The sequence below is a fragment of the Bauldia litoralis genome (assembly GCF_900104485.1).
GTDB lineage: Bacteria > Pseudomonadota > Alphaproteobacteria > Rhizobiales > Kaistiaceae > Bauldia > Bauldia litoralis.
The window spans coordinates 181,618-199,794 of the sequence record NZ_FMXQ01000005.1; the positions used below are offsets into that span (position 1 = coordinate 181,618).

At 66.8% G+C, this 18,177-nt stretch carries 18 protein-coding genes; 3 read left to right on the plus strand and 15 right to left on the minus strand.

Annotation, left to right across the window (positions count from 1 at the left end):
* Positions 1 to 10: 10 nt before the first annotated feature.
* The 14 genes from BLT60_RS13255 to BLT60_RS13320 form a co-directional block, all read right to left on the minus strand.
* Complete coding sequence (locus BLT60_RS13255) at positions 11 to 997, minus strand: ABC transporter permease (RefSeq protein WP_090876942.1); 987 nt, start codon at positions 995 to 997, stop codon at positions 11 to 13.
* Entirely contained in the window at positions 994 to 1,968 is a 975-nt protein-coding gene (locus tag BLT60_RS13260) for an ABC transporter permease (RefSeq protein WP_090876943.1), read from the minus strand. The genes BLT60_RS13255 and BLT60_RS13260 overlap by 4 nt, the downstream gene beginning before the upstream one ends.
* Positions 1,965 to 3,500 carry a sugar ABC transporter ATP-binding protein gene (locus BLT60_RS13265; RefSeq protein ID WP_090876944.1) on the minus strand — a complete coding sequence of 512 codons (1,536 nt, stop codon included), beginning with the start codon at positions 3,498 to 3,500 and terminating at the stop codon, positions 1,965 to 1,967. Before BLT60_RS13265 ends, BLT60_RS13260 begins: the two co-directional genes overlap by 4 nt.
* An 89-nt stretch (positions 3,501 to 3,589) precedes the next feature.
* Positions 3,590 to 4,582 (minus strand): substrate-binding domain-containing protein, encoded by a 993-nt coding sequence (locus BLT60_RS13270; protein ID WP_090877162.1) that lies wholly within the window; start codon positions 4,580 to 4,582, stop codon positions 3,590 to 3,592.
* Between the two features lie 102 nt (positions 4,583 to 4,684).
* Positions 4,685 to 5,599: a sugar phosphate isomerase/epimerase family protein gene (locus BLT60_RS13275; RefSeq protein WP_090876945.1), complete on the minus strand. Its 915-nt coding sequence runs from the start codon at positions 5,597 to 5,599 to the stop codon at positions 4,685 to 4,687.
* A gap of 28 nt (positions 5,600 to 5,627) precedes the next feature.
* Positions 5,628 to 7,139 carry a mannitol dehydrogenase family protein gene (locus BLT60_RS13280; protein WP_244521250.1) on the minus strand — a complete coding sequence of 504 codons (1,512 nt, stop codon included), beginning with the start codon at positions 7,137 to 7,139 and terminating at the stop codon, positions 5,628 to 5,630.
* Positions 7,136 to 7,918: an SDR family oxidoreductase gene (locus BLT60_RS13285; RefSeq protein ID WP_090876947.1), complete on the minus strand. Its 783-nt coding sequence runs from the start codon at positions 7,916 to 7,918 to the stop codon at positions 7,136 to 7,138. Before BLT60_RS13285 ends, BLT60_RS13280 begins: the two co-directional genes overlap by 4 nt.
* Positions 7,919 to 8,030: 112 nt before the next feature.
* Positions 8,031 to 8,930: a MurR/RpiR family transcriptional regulator gene (locus BLT60_RS13290; protein WP_244521251.1), complete on the minus strand. Its 900-nt coding sequence runs from the start codon at positions 8,928 to 8,930 to the stop codon at positions 8,031 to 8,033.
* A gap of 120 nt (positions 8,931 to 9,050) precedes the next feature.
* Entirely contained in the window at positions 9,051 to 9,704 is a 654-nt protein-coding gene (locus BLT60_RS24370) for a DUF4286 family protein (protein WP_090876949.1), read from the minus strand.
* Between the two features lie 11 nt (positions 9,705 to 9,715).
* Positions 9,716 to 10,519, minus strand: a complete 804-nt coding sequence (locus BLT60_RS13300; protein ID WP_175478426.1) for an IclR family transcriptional regulator — start codon at positions 10,517 to 10,519, stop codon at positions 9,716 to 9,718.
* Between the two features lie 14 nt (positions 10,520 to 10,533).
* On the minus strand, positions 10,534 to 12,045 hold the full coding sequence (locus tag BLT60_RS13305) for a tripartite tricarboxylate transporter permease (RefSeq protein WP_244521252.1): 1,512 nt from the start codon (positions 12,043 to 12,045) through the stop codon (positions 10,534 to 10,536).
* A gap of 10 nt (positions 12,046 to 12,055) precedes the next feature.
* Positions 12,056 to 12,553 (minus strand): tripartite tricarboxylate transporter TctB family protein, encoded by a 498-nt coding sequence (locus BLT60_RS13310; RefSeq protein ID WP_090876951.1) that lies wholly within the window; start codon positions 12,551 to 12,553, stop codon positions 12,056 to 12,058.
* A gap of 36 nt (positions 12,554 to 12,589) precedes the next feature.
* Positions 12,590 to 13,585, minus strand: a complete 996-nt coding sequence (locus tag BLT60_RS13315; RefSeq protein ID WP_090876952.1) for a Bug family tripartite tricarboxylate transporter substrate binding protein — start codon at positions 13,583 to 13,585, stop codon at positions 12,590 to 12,592.
* Positions 13,586 to 13,645: 60 nt separating this feature from the next.
* Positions 13,646 to 14,248: a DJ-1/PfpI family protein gene (locus BLT60_RS13320; RefSeq protein WP_090876953.1), complete on the minus strand. Its 603-nt coding sequence runs from the start codon at positions 14,246 to 14,248 to the stop codon at positions 13,646 to 13,648.
* A gap of 273 nt (positions 14,249 to 14,521) precedes the next feature.
* On the opposite strand from BLT60_RS13320, the gene BLT60_RS13325 reads away from it, so the two are divergent.
* From BLT60_RS13325 to BLT60_RS13335, 3 genes are read left to right on the plus strand one after another with little or no spacing between them, the layout of a single operon-like run.
* Positions 14,522 to 15,256, plus strand: a complete 735-nt coding sequence (locus tag BLT60_RS13325; protein ID WP_090876954.1) for a FadR/GntR family transcriptional regulator — start codon at positions 14,522 to 14,524, stop codon at positions 15,254 to 15,256.
* Entirely contained in the window at positions 15,253 to 16,044 is a 792-nt protein-coding gene (locus BLT60_RS13330) for an SDR family NAD(P)-dependent oxidoreductase (RefSeq protein WP_090876955.1), read from the plus strand. Before BLT60_RS13325 ends, BLT60_RS13330 begins: the two co-directional genes overlap by 4 nt.
* A gap of 12 nt (positions 16,045 to 16,056) precedes the next feature.
* Positions 16,057 to 17,292 (plus strand): enolase C-terminal domain-like protein, encoded by a 1,236-nt coding sequence (locus tag BLT60_RS13335; RefSeq protein WP_090876956.1) that lies wholly within the window; start codon positions 16,057 to 16,059, stop codon positions 17,290 to 17,292.
* Positions 17,293 to 17,335: 43 nt separating this feature from the next.
* Here BLT60_RS13335 and BLT60_RS13340 read toward each other — a convergent pair whose 3' ends face one another.
* Positions 17,336 to 18,127, minus strand: a complete 792-nt coding sequence (locus BLT60_RS13340; protein WP_090876957.1) for a crotonase/enoyl-CoA hydratase family protein — start codon at positions 18,125 to 18,127, stop codon at positions 17,336 to 17,338.
* Positions 18,128 to 18,177: the final 50 nt, after the last annotated feature.

Here is an 18,177-nt window from a genome sequence, read left to right on the forward strand (position 1 = left end):
CGCCCGCCGATCAGGAGTCTTCGGTGATCCGGATATAGGCCGCGGTGACGGCGAGGATGATCAGGCCGAAGAGGATGCGCCGCGAGCCCTCCGGCATCTGGAGAATGGTCAGCAAGGTGGCGAGAACCGTCAGGATCAGCGCGCCGATGATGGTGCCGGTGTAGCCGCCGCGACCGCCGAAGATCGACGTCCCGCCGATCACCGCCGCGGCAACCGAGGGCAGGAGCAGCGGCACGGCGAGCGACAGCGACGGCGCCTTGATCAGGCCGACATAGAGCAGGCCGGCGACACCGGCCAGCAGTCCCGACAGGACGTAGAGCGCGACGATCACCTTCCAGTAGTGAACCCCGGCGATGCGCGTCGCCTTCTCGTTGTCGCCGACCGCGTAGAGCAGCCGGCCGAAGCCGGTGCGCCGGAGGATGAAGATGATCAGCAGGGCGAGCGGCACGAAAAGCGCCAGCGCGTTCGGTACGCCGTAGGTGCGGCCGGTGCCGAGCCAGGCGAGGATATCCGGGATGGACGATCCGGTGGCGATCACCGTGCGCTGGTAGACCTGCAGCACGCCGGTGCCGATCAGGCTCATGCCAAGGGTCATGATCAACGGATGCACCCGGAAGATGCCGACCCCGATACCGTTGGCGAGGCCGATCAGGGCGGCGGGGACCAGCGAGATCAGGATGGCAATCGCCGGGTCGTGGGTGCCGACCTGCGTCGCCATGATGAAGGCGCTCATCGTCGCGATGACGCCGACCGAGAGGTCGATGCCGCCGGTCAGCATGGTCATCGTCTGGCAGCCGGCGAGGATGGCAAGCGGGATGGCGAACTTGATGGTGTTGGCGACCCACCGCTCGTTGACGATGCCGGGCCGGAGGATCTCGAGGACGACGACCAGGCCGATCAGCAGGATGATCAGCGGGATCAGCGGCCGGTCGGCCATGAAGCGGCGCACGCGACGGCCAAAGGGCAGGGTTTCGGGGGTCCGGGCAGTGTCACTCATGTCGAACGGCTCCGCAGGGCGACAAGCGCGCCGAGCATGACGACGATCACCATGATTGTCCCCTCGACGATGGTGGCGGCGTTGGGATCGACGGACAGGAAGGTGAGATCGCTGCGGACGAGGCGGAGAATGAAGACCGCGACGATGGGGCCGACCAGGCCGCCCTGCCCGCCGCCCAGCGTCACGCCGCCAAGCACGACGGCGGCGACGCTGGCGAGAAGATACGGCCCGGGGATCGGCGCGCCGATGCCGGTGCTCATGGTGAGGACCAGCCCGCCCATCGCGGCGAACAGCCCACCAAGCGCATAGGCGGCAATGCGGGTGCGGCTGACCGAAACGCCGCTGCGGAAGGCGGCGAGGCTGTCGCTGCCGATCGCATAAATCGACAGACCGAGGCGCGACCGGACGACCGGGATCCAGACCACGGCAAGACAGACGACCAGCAGTACCAGCGCCGTCGGTATCCAGTCGGTGATCGCCGTCGGCACCCCGGGCACGGCGAAGGTTCCAACAAGCAGCGCCTTCAGCCAATCGGCGGCGCCGCCACCCGGCGCGTTGAGGACCAGCAGCGCGGCCCCCTCCCAGACGAAGAGCATGGCCAGCGTGACGACGATGTCGGGCACCCGGGTGATGACGATCAGCGCGCCATTGATGGCGCCGAGCAGGACACCGAGCAGCAGGACCATCGGCACGACGAGGATGGCGAATTCCTCGCTGGCGCCATCCATCAGGGTGGCGGCGGTGACACTGGTCAGCGCCATCATCGAGGCGATCGAGAGATCGATGCCGCCGGCGATGACGACGGGCGTCTGGGCCGCCGCGGCAAAGGCGAAGGGCAGCACCGCGAGGGTCAGCGAAATGAAGGCCGCCGAGCCATAGTCCGGCTGGATGGCGCGGGTAAAGACGAGGAGCAGGCCGAACAGGACGAACAGGCCGAAGACCCAGCCGTTGCGGCGGATGAAACGGCTCATGACGGCGCGCCCACGACTGTCTCGGCGCCAGGTGTCGCGCCGGCATCGGCCCGCGCCAAGCCGTAGGCGGCGCGCATCAGCGCCGGCTCATCGGCGATTTCCGCCGGCAGGATGTCGACGACCCGGCCGGAGAAGATGACGACCGCGCGATCACAGACCAGTTGAACCTCCTCCAGTTCGGATGTGTAGAGAAGGACCGAATGGCCCTGCCCGGCAAGATCGCGCAGCAACTGGTAAATCTCGCGCTTGGTGCGGATATCGATACCGCGGGTCGGATCGAAGCAGAGGATGGTGCGGGCGCCGGTGGCGATCCAGCGGGCGATGGTCACCTTCTGCTGGTTGCCGCCGGAGAGCCGCTGGACCTCGCTCTGGGCGCGGGTGTCGATCTGAAGGCGGGCGATGGCGCCATCGACTTCCTTGCGCTCCATCTTCCTGTCGATCGGCCCCCAGGCCTTGACGGGAGCACTGAACGGCAAGGCGATGTTCTCCTTGACCGAACGCTGCATCAACAAGCCATCGGTGCGGTTTCCCGGCACCAGCGCCAGGCCCTCGGCGATCGCATCGGCGGGGTGGCGGAACCGGACCTCGCGGCCGTCGACGGCGATCGTCCCGCCAGATGCCCGGCGCATGCCCGCCAGCGCCTCGAACAGCTCGTCCTGCCCCTGCCCTTCCAGCGCGACGACGCCCAGCACCTCGCCATCGCGCAAATCGAAGGAGACATCCTCAAGCTTGGTGCCGACGCGCAGGCCGGAGACTCGCAGCCGCGGCGCCGCGGCTGGCGCGCCCTCGGCCGGTGCGGCATCGGCTTTCCGGACGATGGCTCGCGCCTTTTCGGCCGGGGCGCCGAGCATCAGTTCGACGATCTTCTCGTCGGCGCCGGGCGCCATGTCGACAACGCCGACCGTCTCGCCGTCGCGGAGCACGGTGGCGCGGTCGCAGAGCGCCGAGATTTCGAGCAGGCGATGGGAAATGAAGATCACCGAGCGGCCGGTCTCGCGCTGCCGCTTGATGACGTCGATCACGCGCTCGGCAAGGTTGGCCGGCAGCGCCGCGGTCATCTCGTCGAGAAGCAGCACGTCCGGCTCGATCGCCAGGGCGCGGGCCAGGTCGAGGACGCGCAGGACGGCCAGCGGGATGTTGCGTACCGTCTCGCGCATGTCGAGATCCGGAATGCCGAGCTCCTCGACCCATTTGCGGAAGGGCGGCACCGGGGTGCCGGTCAGCCGCAGGTTGGCGGCGACGTCGAGATCGGGGATCAGCGCCGGCTCCTGGTAGACCGACACCAGTCCGGCGCGACGCGCGTCGGCCGGTGAATTCACGTCGCGGGCCTGGCCGCGGATCAGGATGGTGCCGGCGTCGTGGCGGATCGCGCCGGTGAGAATCTTCACCAGCGTCGATTTGCCGGCGCCATTGGCGCCCATCAGGGCGTGGACTTCGCCGGGCCGCAGCGACAGCGATGCGTTGCGCAGCGCGGCGACTGCGCCGTAGTTCTTGGCGATGCCCGTGGCTTCGAGAAGCAGGTCGCTGGTCAAAGGCTCACTGTCTGTCCGGATCGAGAAAAGGGGAAACGAGGCGCGCAGCCGATACAGCCGCGCGCCCCGATGTCATGCGATGAACAGGATTACTCGCCCGGTCCGTCGCAGGCGATGATCTGTTCCTTGGTGTAGGTCGTCCAGTCCGGGATCGAGATGCTGACCGGCCACTCGGGATCGAGCGACGGATCGGCAGCCGCGGCCAGCTGGGCCTTGCCCGCGTCCGTGGCGTTCTCCCAGAGCTCGGGATCGACCAGCACGGTCTGCTCCGACGGGGTCTCGCCGCCGAGGATCCTGAGCGCCAGCGTCACGCCGGCACCGCCGATCGAGCCGGGGTTGGTGACCGCCGCGCCGACGAGGCCCTCGACATCGTTGAGCTGGCCGACGAAGCCGGCGTTATCGGCGCCGACGACCGGCACCAGGTCGACTTCGGATTCGACCAGCGCGTCGACGATGACGTTGTCGATGCCGGAGGTCCAGATGCCGTCAAAGGGAATGCCGGAGGCGATGAAGTCGAGGATCTGCTGCTTGCCCTGATCCTGCTGCCAGCCGGTGAAGACCTCCTGGGCGATGTTGATGTCCGGATACTCGGCCAGCGCCTTCTTGAAGCCCGTGTCGCGATCCGTATCGGCCGAGGCGCCGGCGGCACCGCGCATGTAGATGATGTCGCCCTCGCCGCCAACCTGCTCGAACAGCCACTTGGCGCCGAGATAGGCGTACTGCTCCTGGTTGTTGGAGATGACATAGGCCGACGGCTCGGTGACCGCCTGATCGACGGCGACCACGACGATGCCGGCATCGGTGGCTTCCTTGATCGCCGGGTTGATGCCCTCGGGATTGGCCGGATTGACGACGATGGCGTCGACGCCGGCGGCGATCAGGTTGCGGATATCCTCAAGCTGGCCGGCCGCATCGGTGTTGCGGTGGGCGATGTTGAGGGATTCGACATTGCCGGAGGCGAGCGCCTGCGCCTTCATCGCGCAGATCATTTCCTCGCGCCAGCCGTTGCCCTGCACGGTGTTCGAGATGCCGATGGTGTAGCTGTCGGCGGCCAGGGCCGGGACGAGGCTCGAGGCCGCCATGGCGGCGGTGGCGAGGGTCGCCAGTCCGAGATGTCTTGCCTTTTGCATGGGTATTTCCTTTCCTCCACTCTGGGTTCGTTCAACAGTCGCCCGTCGTCTCTCTCACTTGACGTAGGGGCGCAACACGTCACGGGCGAGCAGGAAGCCGCGCTTCACCAGCTCGTCGGTGCCTTCGAAATTCCGGTCCTCATGCTCGATGACGACCGGACCGTCATAGCCGGCGCGATAAAGGCCGGAAAAGATCACGCCCCAGTCGACGTCGCCGAGGCCCGGCATGCGCGGAACCTGCCAGCCCATGCCGGACGAGAAGGTGCCGCGCTCATAGAGGCCGTCGCGGTCGATCATCACATCCTTGCCGTGGGCGTGGAGTATATGGGCGCCGAATTCGCGGATGAAGCGCTCCTGGTCGATCATCTGCCAGACAAGATGCGAGGGATCGAAATTCATCCCGACATCGTCGCCCCAGGTCTCGAAGATCCGGCGCCATATGTAAGGGGAATAAGCGATGTTATGCCCGCCCGGCCACTCGTCGTAGCTGAAGATCATCGGGCAGTTCTCGAAGGCGATGGTGACGCCGTGGTCGCGGGCGAAGCGGATGACATCCGGCCACAGCTTGAGCGCATCGTCCCAGTTGGCGTCGAGATGCTTCGACTGGTCGCCGCCGCAGAAGGTATTGACCACCGGCACGCCCATCTGGCCGGCGGTGACGACGACGTTCTTGAGGTGATCGACCACCGTCTCGCGATGTGCCGGATCGGGGTGCAACGGGTTCGGATAGTAGCCCAGCGCCGAGATCGAAATGTCCTTCGCGGCGAGTTCCGCGACAATCTCCTTCGCCTGGTCGGCGGACGTATTGGCAACGTCGATATGGGTGGTCCCGGCATAGCGGCGGGTCGGGCCGGAGGTCTTTGGCCAGCAGGCGATTTCCAGCGTCTCGAAGCCGACCGAATTCGCCCAGTCGGCGACCTCCATCAGCGGCGTATCGGCAAAGGGCGCGGTCAAAAAGCCGAGCTTCACGTTGTCCTCCCTGTCTTCCTCGGTCCTGTCATCGGCCTGCCTGCACGGCCGGTTCGTTCAACAGGCTTCGAACATAGGCGATCGGATCGTCCGAAAGGAGTCCGTCGAGATGCCGGGCGATCGTTGCCTTGAAGCCGGCATTCTCGAACAACTCCCTGGCGAACAGGCGGTCGTCCGACAGGACCTCCGCCGCCAGCGCCGCGCCGTCCTTGCCGACCCGGTCGGCGATCGCCGCGACCCGGTCGCTATACGGATCCTCCACCGTCCAGCGCCGACCGAATCGCTTCGAAGCAAAGGCGAGATAGACGATCCAGCCGGCGACCGCCAGCGACAACAATTCGACGCTTTCGTTGCGGCCAAGGCGCTCGCGGATCGGGTTGATGAAGCGCTGGACGAGCTTCTGCGATCCGTCGGTGGCGATCTGGTGGTTGCGATGGCGGATGGCGGTGTTGCGCAGCCGGCTGAAGGTCTGCTCGACATAAGGCCCCGGCGCCATGCCCGGCACCGGCGGCAGGGTCGGCACGCTTTCCTCGAGCAGCATGCGACGGACGAAGGCGGTCAGCGTCTCGTCCCGCATGTCGTCGCAGGTAAATTCATGACCGGCGAAAAGCCCGAGGTAGCAGAGCGCCGACTGGGCGGCATTGAGGACGCGCATCTTGAGCAATTCGAAGGGCTCGACGTCATCCGCCCAGGTCGCGCCAGCCAGGTCCCATTGCGGAACGCGACCGGCGAACCGGTTCTCGATCACCCACTGACGGAACGGTTCGCCGACGACTGGAGCGCGGTCGCGGTAGCCGTAGGTCTGCTCGATCATCTGGCGATCGGCCTCGGCCGTCGCCGGGACGATCCGGTCGACCATGGTCGAGGGGAAGGCGACGTTGGCTTCGATCCAGGCGGAAAGCCCGGCTTTCCGCCGTTCGGCGACGGCGCGGACGACGCCACCGAGGATAGCGCCATTGGAAGGAATGTTGTCGCAGCTTACCAGCGTCACCGGCCGACCATGCGATTGCATCCGCCGTTCCAGCGCCGTCGCCAGGATGCCGGGCAGACTCTTCGGTTGGGCGGGATTGGCGAGGTCATGGGCGATATCGGGGTTTGCTTCATCGAGAAGCCCGCTCGCCGGCTTGTGGCAATAGCCCTTCTCGGTGACGGTCAGCGTCACCACCTCGATGTCCGGCGAAGCGAGCACGTCGAGCGCCGCGCCGGCATCGTCCTGCGCATCGACGGTCGAGACCATGCAGCCGATCACCCTGGCATCGACCCGGTCGTCTTCGCGAAGCAGGCGGGTATAGAGCCCATCCTGTGGCTTGAGCGTGTCGGCGAGATGCGGTTCGCGGATGTTGATGCCGACGACGCCCCAGCGATCGAAACGCTCGCCAAGCAGGTCGTCGGTGAACTCACCCTGGTGACAGCGATGGAAGGCGCCGACGCCGACATGGGCCATGCCGACGGCAAGGGCATCGCGATCGTAGGCCGGACGGCGGACGGCGGCCGGAATGGCGCCGAGGGTCGCGGGATCGAGGGACGGCAGGCCGCTCACTTGTTCACTCCGACGACCCATTGCTCCTGGTCGACCAGCGCACCGGTCATCGGCCCGCCGGCGTCGCTGAGCATGAAGACCGTGAGATTGGCGATGTCCTCGGGGACCAGGAGGCGGCCGAAGGGAAGCGACTCCTCCGCCTCCTTCACCCACCCCTCGCCATGGCCAAGCGTCTCGGCCTGCATGACCTTCTCGGCCGGCGTCAGGGTCCAGCCGACGTTGATGCCGTTGACGCGGATACGGTCCCAGCGATGGGCATTGGCGGCGTTGCGGGTCAGGGTCGCCAGGGCGCCCTTGGTGGCCGAATAGACGGCGAGCTCCGGCGTGCCGCAATGGGCATTCATCGACAGGATGTTGACGATCGAGCCGCCCTGCTTGCGCTCCCGCATCGCCTTGATCGCGTGCTGCATCAGGAAGAAGGGCGCCCGGGCGTTGACGTCGAAGAGCCTGGTCCACATGTCGATGTCGGCATCGAGGAACGACGCCCGGTCGGTCAGCGCCGCGACATTGGCAAGGCCGTCGATACGGCCGAAGCGGGCGAGGCAGGTGGAGACGAGCTTTTCCGGCGCGTCCGCGTCGGCGAGATCGGCGGCGAGGAACTCCGTCTCAACACCAGCTTGCGAGAGGCGCTCGGCGACGGCGTTGCCGCGAGTGGCGTCACGGCCGGTGAGCATCAGGCCGGCCGCGCCGCTCTTCGCGGCGAGATCAGCGATCGTCTCGCCAAGGCCCTGGGTCGCGCCGGTGATCAGGATCACCTTGCCGTCGAGCCTTGCCTCCATGTCCGGGTTTTCCTCCCTGGAACAAAGTTTCTATTTTTTTCAATATGGAAGATATGTGCTTTTTGGTCAATCGGCGTTTTCGCGCCGTCGTCGACGGAAGCTCTGGCGGTATCTACACGTCGCGCGCGGCGACGACCCCGTTGACCAGTCCCATGCCGACGGCGAGCGTCGCTGCCAGCGAGCGGAAGCCGGCGAAGTCCGATTCGATCACTTCAATCCAGGCATCGGACAACTTGACCAGCGGACTGAAGGTGCTGTCGGTGATCGAGACGATGCTGGCCGAGCGCTCACGGGCAGCGGCGACGAGTTCCGGCGTGATCGAGTTATAGGGGCTGAAGCTGACGGCGAGCACCGCGTCGCGTTTACCCAGACAGCCGATCTGGTCGAAGGCGGTCGAGCCGACATTGTCGATCAGCACGTTGCGCACCCCCTGCTGCGACAGGGCGAGCGAGACATAGGCGGTCACCGGAAAGGCGCGCTTGCTGCCGATCACATAGATCAGGTCGGCCGCCGCCATGATGGCGACGATCCGCTCGAAGGCGTCGAGATCGAACCCCGCCTCGATGCGGCCGAGGGAAGCCTGCGAGGCGGCGACGAGGCCGTTGACGAAATGGGTGTTGGGATTGGTCCCGGTCGGGCGACCGCGGCCGCGACCGTTACGCTCGCGCCCCTCCGGCCAGGAGCCCTTGACGTGTTCCTTGAAGATTTCCTGGAAGTCCGAGAAGCCGGCGAAGCCGAAGGTCTTGGCGAACCGCACCAGGGTCGAGGGCTGGACGCCGGCCTGGGTGGCGACACTCGAAATCGTGCCGAGCGCCACGTCGCCCGGATGCTGCCAGAGAAAAATCGCCACCTGTCGCAAGCGCTTGGGGAAATGGACCGTGCCCGAGGAGAGGACGGCCCGCAGTTCCTCATAGGTCCGCGGCCGGGCATAACCCAGCGCCGCGCCACCCTTCTCGCCCTCGGCTTTCTTCGATGACGAACGCGCCCGGCTTCTGGTCGGTGACTGGGCCACGATCCACCTTTCGGATTGCCGCCGGCGCGCTGGCGCCGACGGTCATGGCCGCGGATTCTTAAGGAGGGAAACGCCCGGATACAAGTTCGGCGCCGTGGGAACGACACCCCCGATCGCGTTTCAGGCGGACGCCAGGGCGAATTCGACGGCGTACCGGTCGGCGGCGATCCGCCCGGCGCCGGGGAAAAGTGCCGCGGTTTCCGCCGCCAGGTCGGGGATGGCATTCTCCGACGCAGCCTCCACCACCAGCACGATATCCGGCGGCGCTTCGTCCGGCGCCCGGAGGCTTCGCTCTGCCGTGACGCGCTGCGTGCCGGCGGCGTCCGAGGCGACGACCGCGACCGCGACGACGCCGGGACGCGCCAGCGTTGCGGAAAGCAGCGGCCGGAGCGTTTCAGCGTCTGCATCCATGCCGGGGGACCAGATCCGCGTCGTGCCTACGGCCGCACCACGCCCCTCCCCCACCGCGGCGACGACGTCGCCGGCCATGCGCTGCGTGGCGCGAAAGCTCGGCAGAATTCCCACCGTCCGTGGCGTCGGTGAATCGAGCCGGGCGAGATAGGGCTGGCTGGAGAAGACCGATGCGGTGTCCGCCTCGTAGAAGGTCAGCCAGCGCGGCGCGGCATCGGCGCTGAACAGCCGCCGGCCGTGCCGGAATCCGGGGACGGCGACGCGCTCGGGGATATGTTCTTCGTCGTGCCAGCCACGAAATGTCGCTTCCGCGCCGGGGGCGATATCGTTCCAGATGAGCAGGGCGCCGGAGCCAGTCTTCACGGGGTCGATCCTCAGGAGGCGCGCGCTGTGGCGAGCGGGGTTGCGTGACGACGGATCGGCCACAGGTTGCTGATCCGCGCCGCGGATGCCTGGAGCATCGGCACGATCGCCTCCATCCGCTCCGGCGTCATCCGGGCGCTCGGACCGACGACGATGATCGACGCGACCACCACCTTCGGCTGCTGGGGGTCGAATACCGGGACGGCGACGGCGTTGACGCCAAGGGCGGCTTCCTCGATCGCGGTGGCGTAGCCTGCCTCCCGGCAGCGGCGGAGCGAGGCGACCAGTTCCTCGATCGTCGTCGCGGCGTTGGGGCCGACTTCCTCGGTCGTCGGAAAGCCTTGCGCCAGCACCAGCCGCACGGCTTCATCGTCCGACATCGTCGACAGCCAGGACTTGCCCGCCGCCGTCGCATACGGGACGGCCTGGCGGCCGAGATTGCCGTCATAGCGCAGGCCGGCGCGGGCGCCCTGCGCCTCGACGATCCAGGTCATCTGGTCATTCTCGAGAACGGCAAGGCGGACAAGTTCACCGGATTCGCCGGCCAACCGATGCAATTCCGGGTAAGTCACCTCGCGCATGCCGGTCGCGGCGAGATGGCCAAAGCCAATGATCGCCATGCGCAGCGTCGCGAGATAGTTCTGGGTCTCGGGATCCTGCTCGACATAACCGCGGGCGACCAGCACCTGCAGCAAGCGGTGGGCGGCAGGCTTGCTCATGGCGACGCGATCGGCAATGGCGCCGAGCGCCAGGGGCCGTTCGGACGCCTCGATCAGTTCGAGGATATCGATCGCCCTGTGGAGTTGGACAGACACCGGCCTACTCCCCCTCAGCCAGACGCGCCGTCTGCGACGCTGCGACGGCCGAAGATTCGCCCGCCCAGCCGCCGCGCGGCGGGAACCGCGGCGAGGATCGTCAGCAGGCAAAGGGCGATCAGCGCCAGCGAGATCGGCCGGCCGAGGATCGCGGTCGGGTCGCGCTCGAACAGCACCAGCCCGCGCCGCAGGTTCTGGTCGATCATGCCGCCGAGGATGATCCCGAGGATCAGCGGCGCCATGGGGTAACGCATCATGCGCATGAGAAAGCCGAGGATGCCGAACGCCATCATCACGTAGACGTCGAAGAGTCGCTGCGACAGAGCATACGGCCCGATCAGGCAAAGCGAAAAGATCACCGGCGTCAGGTATTCCTTGGGGATCTTGAGGACGGCGACCAGCGGCCGGGTCAGCAGGAGACCGAGGACCGCCATCGCGACGCTGGCGAAGACCAGGATCCAGACGACGTTGGCGACGAAGCCGGGATTCTCGATCATGATCATCGGCCCCGGCCGGACATTGTGGATGAACATCGCGGCCAGCAGAACGGCGGCCGGCGCCGAGCCGGGCACGGCCAGGGTCAACGCGGGAATGATGGCGCCGGGAAGTGCTGCGCTGTTGGCAGTCTCGGCGGCGATGAGGCCGTCCGTCGAGCCCGTGCCGTATTCGGCGCTGCGGCGGCTGTAGCGGCGGCCGGCGGCGTAGGAAATCCATGCCGCGACGTCCTCGCCAACGCCGGGGATGATGCCGATGGCAGTGCCGATGATGCTGGAGCGGCCGGCCGTGACGCGGCTTCGCCACAGGTCGCCGACGCAGGAAAGGACGCTCGTCCGGTCGGCCATGGTCGTCGCGGCGCGCGCCTTCCCGCGGCCCATCGACACCAGCAGTTCGGCGACACCGAAGGCGCCGACCATCGCCGGGATCAGCGCGATGCCGCCGGACAGTTCGAGGCTGCCGAAGGAGAAACGCTCATAGGCATGCATCGCCTCGAGTCCGACCATCGCGACCAAGAGCCCGAAAAAGCCGGAAATCCAGCCTTTCAGCGGGTCCTCGACCGAGGTCATGGTGCCGGCGATGAGGATGCCGAAGATACCGAGCAGGAAATATTCGAACGAGCCGAAGCGCAGCGCCACCTCGGCCAGCATCGGGGCGATCAGGTAGAGGCAGAGCGCGCCGAACAGGCTGCCGACCAGCGAGGCGATGGTGGCAAGGCCGAGCGCTCGCGAGGCCCGCCCGGACACCGCCATCGGATAGCCCTCGACCGCGGTCGCTGCATTGGCGGGGGTGCCGGGAATGTTGAGGAGAATGGCGCTGCGGCTGCCGCCATAGATGGTGCCGACATAGAGGCAGATCAGCACCAGGATCGCCTGGTCGCCGCCCATGCCATAGGTCAGCGAGGTCATCAGGGCCAGGCCCATCGTCGCCGTCAGGCCCGGCAACGCGCCGATCACCATGCCGCCGAGGGTTGCCCAGAGGACGTTGACCAGCGTTTCAAAGGTGGCGAGGCCGACTAGCGCATCGAGCACGATTCAGTCCTTAGGGAAGGCGGACGAGGAAGACGGTTTCGAACAGCGCCGGGATCAGCAGTCCTGTGATCAGGACGATGAAGGCGACCGCCAGCAGCTTGCGAACCAGCGCCTGGCCGGTAATCCGCCAGTCGAGGAAGAAGGCGGCGAAGGCCAGGGTGAAACCGCCGGAGACCAGACGGAAGTCGATGCGGCCGACCAGCGCGACGGCGATGAGCATCAAGACCAGCGTGGTCGCGATGCGCCCGGCGCCGGCCGAGGCGGTTCGGGCTTCACCTTCGGCACCGTGTTTCCGGGCCGAGCGGATGGTGAGGATGGCGCCGCACAGGAGCAGCGCGGCACCGATGACGGCGGGGAAAATGCCGGGCGCCGTCAACGGATTGACGTTACGCTCGACAAAGGTCGGCATGCCTGCCGAGATGACGACGACGGCAAGGCCCAGGGCGGCGATCACGACTCCGGTCGCGAGGTCCGCCCTTGCCAGGGCCTTGCCGTTCCATTCTTCCATGGCGGGATCGTGTTCCCGTCTTCCGTTGGCGCCGGCTTATTCGGCCGGGCGCATGATGCCGAATTTCTCCGGCGATTCAGCGGCTTCACCGCGATCGAACAGGCCCCAGGCGGCGGCGGCGATCAACGGATCGGCGGCGGCACGGGCGGCTTCCGGCGCCATCGGCGCGACGCCGCAACCGCGGGTCTCGCAGAGATTGGCGAGATCCTTGGAGTTCGACACGACCTCGACCCAGGCCTTGGACAGGGTGTCGATGACCTCGTCCGGGGTGCCGTCGGGCAGGTAGATGCCGACGAAGTTCTCGGTCGGCGGCAGGTCGGGGAAGTCGTCGGAGATCGGATGGATCTTCTGGTCGCCGAGGATGACGGCGGTGCGGCCGATGGCGGCGAGCGGCTTCAGCCGGCCGGCGCGGATCATCTCGGCCTGCTCCAGCGACAACTGCGTGGTTGCCTGGGCCTCGCCGGAAACGGTGGCGAGAATGGCCGGATTGCCGCCGTCATAGACCAGCTGCTTGGGGTCGATACCGGCGACCTGGGCAATGGCGCCGAGCGCCGAACCGCCCGAGGAATTGGGGCCGGCGGTGGCGATGAGGAAGGCGTCGCCCTGCTCCTTCACCGCGTCGACAAAGCCCTGGACGCTGTCGATGCCGGTATCTGGATTGACCGACAGGATCGAGCCGATCGAGGCAACGAGGAAGGGGCTCCAGTCGTCGATGCCGGTGTCGAGCATGCCCATGACGCCATAGGTGCCGATGTCGCGGACACCGCCGGAAAGCCAGGTGTAGCCATCCTTTGTCGAGTCCATCACGGCCTTGGTGCCGACCGAGCCGTTGGCGCCGGCCTGGTTGACGACCACGACCTTCTGGCCGAGCACCGGCTCAAGGTCGTTGGCGATGACGCGGACGACGAGATCGGTGACGCCGCCGGCCGGATAGGGAACGATGACAGTGATCGGCTTGTCGGGCTTCCATTCGGCCTGGGCCATGGTCATCGAGGCGACGATCATCCCGGCGGCAACGAGCAATTTCTTCATGTCGGTTGGTTCCTCCTTCTGGGTATTTTCTTGAGTTTTTTCAGTCCGTTGGAACGGTACTTACTCAGCGGCGGCGGCAACGGGCGAGCCGGCCTGCCGCTTCTCGCGGTCCGCCTCGAGCCGGCGAATCCACGGGCCCATGTAGTGACCGTGATCGTGGAAGGTGCGGCCGGAAAACAGATTGCCGTCGATGACGCAGGGCTCGTTGACGAAGATGCCGCCACAGACCTCGAGGTCGAACTGGCACTTCGGCACGGTGGCCATGCGGCGGCCACGGACGCGGTCGGCCCGGGCAGGAATTTCGACGCCGTGACAGACACTTGCGACCGGCAGCGACTGGTCGAAAAAGTACCGGGTGATGCGGATCAGATCGGGATCGTCGCGGATGTATTCAGGGGCGCGACCGCCGGAGAAAAAGATGCCGGCATAGGCGGTCTCGTCGATGTCGCGGAAGGCGATGTCGGCCTTGAGCTGGTAGCCCTCCCACTCGCGGGTGATGGTCCAGCCGGGGCGGACCTCATGCAGCACCATCTGGAAAATCCGGGCTTCGGGACCGGCGACCACCGGCTCGAAACCCGCTTCCTGCAAGCGAAAATAGGGATAGAGGGTATCGACGGTCTCGGTGGCGTCGCCGATGACGATCAGGACTTTTTCTTTTGTCATTGAACAACATTCAAAAATGAAACGATGTTCAATTCTGGAGGCCCGCGCTTCGGGAGTCAATGCGGAATCCGTATCCGAGTAGCCGAATGGCGAGTGTCTCCCCCTTCCCCGAGACAGTTGCGGATGGCCTGCGGGCGGCCGTCGGGCGGCCCGGAAACACCGGCGGACGTCGCCAGGGACGACCGGAGGCGCGACGCGACGCGCGCGTCCCATGAATCACGGTGGCATCATGTGAATTATTGAGTTATTGAGTCTGAAAATGGAGCAGAAATCGTGACTGTCGTCGATCGTCCCGGGGCACCGGTCTCTCTGTCGAGCCACCTGACCCGCGAAGTGATGTCGCTGATCCTCGAACAGGGATTGCGGCCCGGCGACCGGCTGCCGAGCGTCAAGGACCTCGCCGAGCGATTCTCGGTGGCGACGCCGACGATGCGCGAGGCGCTGCGGATGCTCCAGATGGCCGGCAACCTCGACATCCGCCACGGCTCCGGCATCTATGTCAGCCGGGCCGAGCCGCGGCTGATGCTGACCAACCCCTATGCGGGGACGCTGAGCACCGGCACGATCCTCAACCTGCTTCAGGCGCGGCTCCTGATCGAGCCGGCGGTGGCGGAGCTCGCCGCGATCCAGGCGAACGAGAAGCACCTCGACGACCTGGGCGACCTGCTGGCGGAAGCCGAGACGCACCTGTCCGGCCACGACACCGACGACGCCGTTCTCGGCGTGGTCAACATGCGCTTCCACCGCGCCATCGCCGAGGGCTCGGCCAACAGCGTTCTGGCCGACGTGGTCTTCAGCCTGACCGAGGTGCACATCAAGGAGCAGATGGCGGTGCTCGATCTCTACAACAACCGGCGTCGCGACCACGAACAGCACAAGCTGATCTTCGACGCGCTGCGGGCGGGCGACCCCTCTGACGCCCGGCGGCTGATGCGCGACCACCTGGAGGACGTCATCTCGGTGATCGAGACGAAGCTGGCGGCGGCCGGCAAGACGGAGCGGACATGAGCGACGAGAAGGAATTTGCCGGCAAGGTGGCGCTGGTCACCGGCGGCGCGATGGGCATCGGCGCGGCGGTCTGCGACCTGCTCGCCGAACGCAGCGCCAGGGTCGCCGTGGTCGATCGCGACGCGGTCGCGGCAACGGACGTCGCCAGCACCCTGATCGGGCGCGGGCTGGAAGCGCGGGCGATCGCCACCGACGTTTCGTCGGGCGCCGAGGTCAGCCGCTGCGTGGCGGAGATCGTCGACGCCTGGGGGCAGATCGACATCGTCTCCAACAATGCCGGCATCCAGCGCTACGGCACGGTCGAGTCGACGACCGAAAGCGAATGGGACGAGGTGATCGACGTCAACCTGAAGAGCGTCTACCTGGTCTGCCACCACGCCATCCCGCACCTGAGGAAGACGCGCGGCGCGATCGTCAACATGGCGTCGGTGCAGTCCTTCGCCACGCAGCGCGGCGTCGCCGCCTATACGACCGGCAAGCACGCGCTGATCGGCCTGACCCGCTCGATGGCGCTCGACTTCGCCGAATACGGGGTGCGGGTCAACGCGGTGGCGCCGGGCAGCGTCGACACGCCGATGCTGCGCTGGGCGATCTCGCTCGACGAGAACCCGCAGGCGCTGACCGAGGCGATCCGCGACATGCATCCGCTCGGACGCATCGCCGATCCGAAGGAGATCGCCGAGACGGTCTGCTTCCTCGCCTCCCCCAAGGCATCCTTCGTCACCGGATCGACCCTGATCGCCGACGGCGGGCTGCTGTTGCCGATCAGCGGCGCCCCAAAAGACTGAGAGACCGACACCATGAAGATCACCGACATCAATGCGACGACCGTCGCCATGCCGCTCGAGGCACCGCTGCGCCATTCCAACGGCGCCCACTGGGGTCGCTTCATCCGGACGCTGGTCGAGATCGAGACCGACGAGGGACTGACCGGCGTCGGCGAGCTGGGCGGTGGCGGTCAATCGGCGGAAGCGGCGATCGCCGGGCTGAAACCCTACCTGATCGGCCACGACCCGCTGCAGCTCGAGCAGTTACGCTGGAAGATCATGAATCCGGTCGGCTCGCTCTACAACAACCGCATGCAACTTCACGCGGCGATCGAATTCGCCTGCATGGATGTCGCCGGCAAGTTCCTGAACATCCGCGCCTGCGACCTGATCGGCGGCGCGGTGCGCGAGGAGGTGCCTTTCGCGACCTACCTCTTCTATCGCTACCAGGGCCGGGACGGCACGGCCGGCGAGATCACCCCCGACGAGATCGTCGCCCATACCAAGGACCTGGTGGCGAAGCATGGCTTCAAGACCCACAAGCTGAAGGGCGGCGTCTTCGCGCCCGACCACGACATCGAGGTGATGCAGGCGCTGGGCGAGGCCTTTCCCGGCGACGGTTTGCGGCTCGACCCGAACAGCGCCTGGACGGTCGAGGAAAGCATCCGCGTCGCCAGGGCGATCGGCAACCTCAACAACGAGTATCTGGAAGATCCGGCCTGGGGGCTGGAGGGGATGCGGCGGGTGCGCGAGGCGATCGACATGCCGACGGCGACCAATACCGTCGTCGTCAACTTCGAGCAGCTCGCCGCCTGCATCCGTCTCGAAGCGGTCGACGTGATCCTGCTCGACACCACCTTCTGGGGCGGGCTTCGCCAGGCCTACAAGGCCGGCCAGGTCCTGGAGACCTTCCAGTGGGGGGCGAGCGTCCATTCGTCCGGCGAACTCGGCGTGCAACTTGCCACCATGCTGCATCTCGGCGCGGCGCTGCCCAACCTCGGCTTCGCCGCCGACGCCCACTACCACCACCTGACCGACGACGTGATCAAGGGCGGCAAGATGCATTACAAGGACGGCAAGATCGCCCTGCCCAAGGGGCCCGGCCTCGGCGTCGAACTCGACCGCGACAAGGTGGCCGAATATGCCGAGTACTATCGCGAGGTCGGCGGCTACGCCTACGACCGCGACCCGGCGCGGCCCGACTGGTATTCGATCACCCCCGAACGGCGCTTCGCCGACCCGGCGGCCGGGGCGGCGATGCCGGGGTAAGGCGGGGCTCCTTGCCGCGACGAAGGCGGCTGCATCTGCACCGCTACGTTCCCGAGTAGACCGGTTGGCGACGTTCGATCCACGCGGTCAGGCCCTCCAGCGCGTCGGCCGTGCCGGCCATCCGGGCGAACTGCTCCCGCTCTATCGCCAGCCCCTCGTGGATCGTCGTGTTCAGCCCACGGGTCACGGCACCGATGATTCTCGAAGCGGCGAGCGGCGAATGTTGCAGGATACGCTCGGCGAGCGAAAAAGCCGCCGGCAACAGGTCCTGATGGGGCACCACCGCATTGACCAGCCCCAGCTCCAGGGCACGCTGCGGCGTGAAGGCATCGCCGGTCAGCAGGAGTTCGAGCGCCCGCTTGCGACCGGCCAGCCTCGGCAGCCTCTGGGTTCCGCCGAATGTCGGCGGGATGCCGATCCGGATTTCAGGCTTGGCGAACATCGCACGATCGCTGGCGATCGCCAGGTGCACGGCCTCGGTGATCTCGCATCCGCCGCCATAGGCGATGCCATTGACCGCAGCGATGACGGGCCTGGAGAAGGACTCCAGCCTCGCCGTCATGGCCTGGCCGCGCCGGCAGAACTCCCTGACGGCTTCTTCGGCGCCACGCCTGATGCTTTCGGTAAACTCGTGGATATCGCCGCCGGCCGAAAATGCCCGGTCGCCGGCGCCGGTGAGGATGACTGCCCGGATGCCGGGCTCGCCCTCGATCCGGTCGAGAAGCGCCAGCAGCCTGTCGTTCGTCGCATAGTCGAGCGCGTTGAGCCTCTCCGGGCGATTCAACGTCAGCACGGCAATTGCGCCGCGTTCTTCAACCGTGACCCGTTCGGACATCGCACCTTCCCTTCGCCTTGACTTGAAGGGACGCTAGACCCGATCTTTCA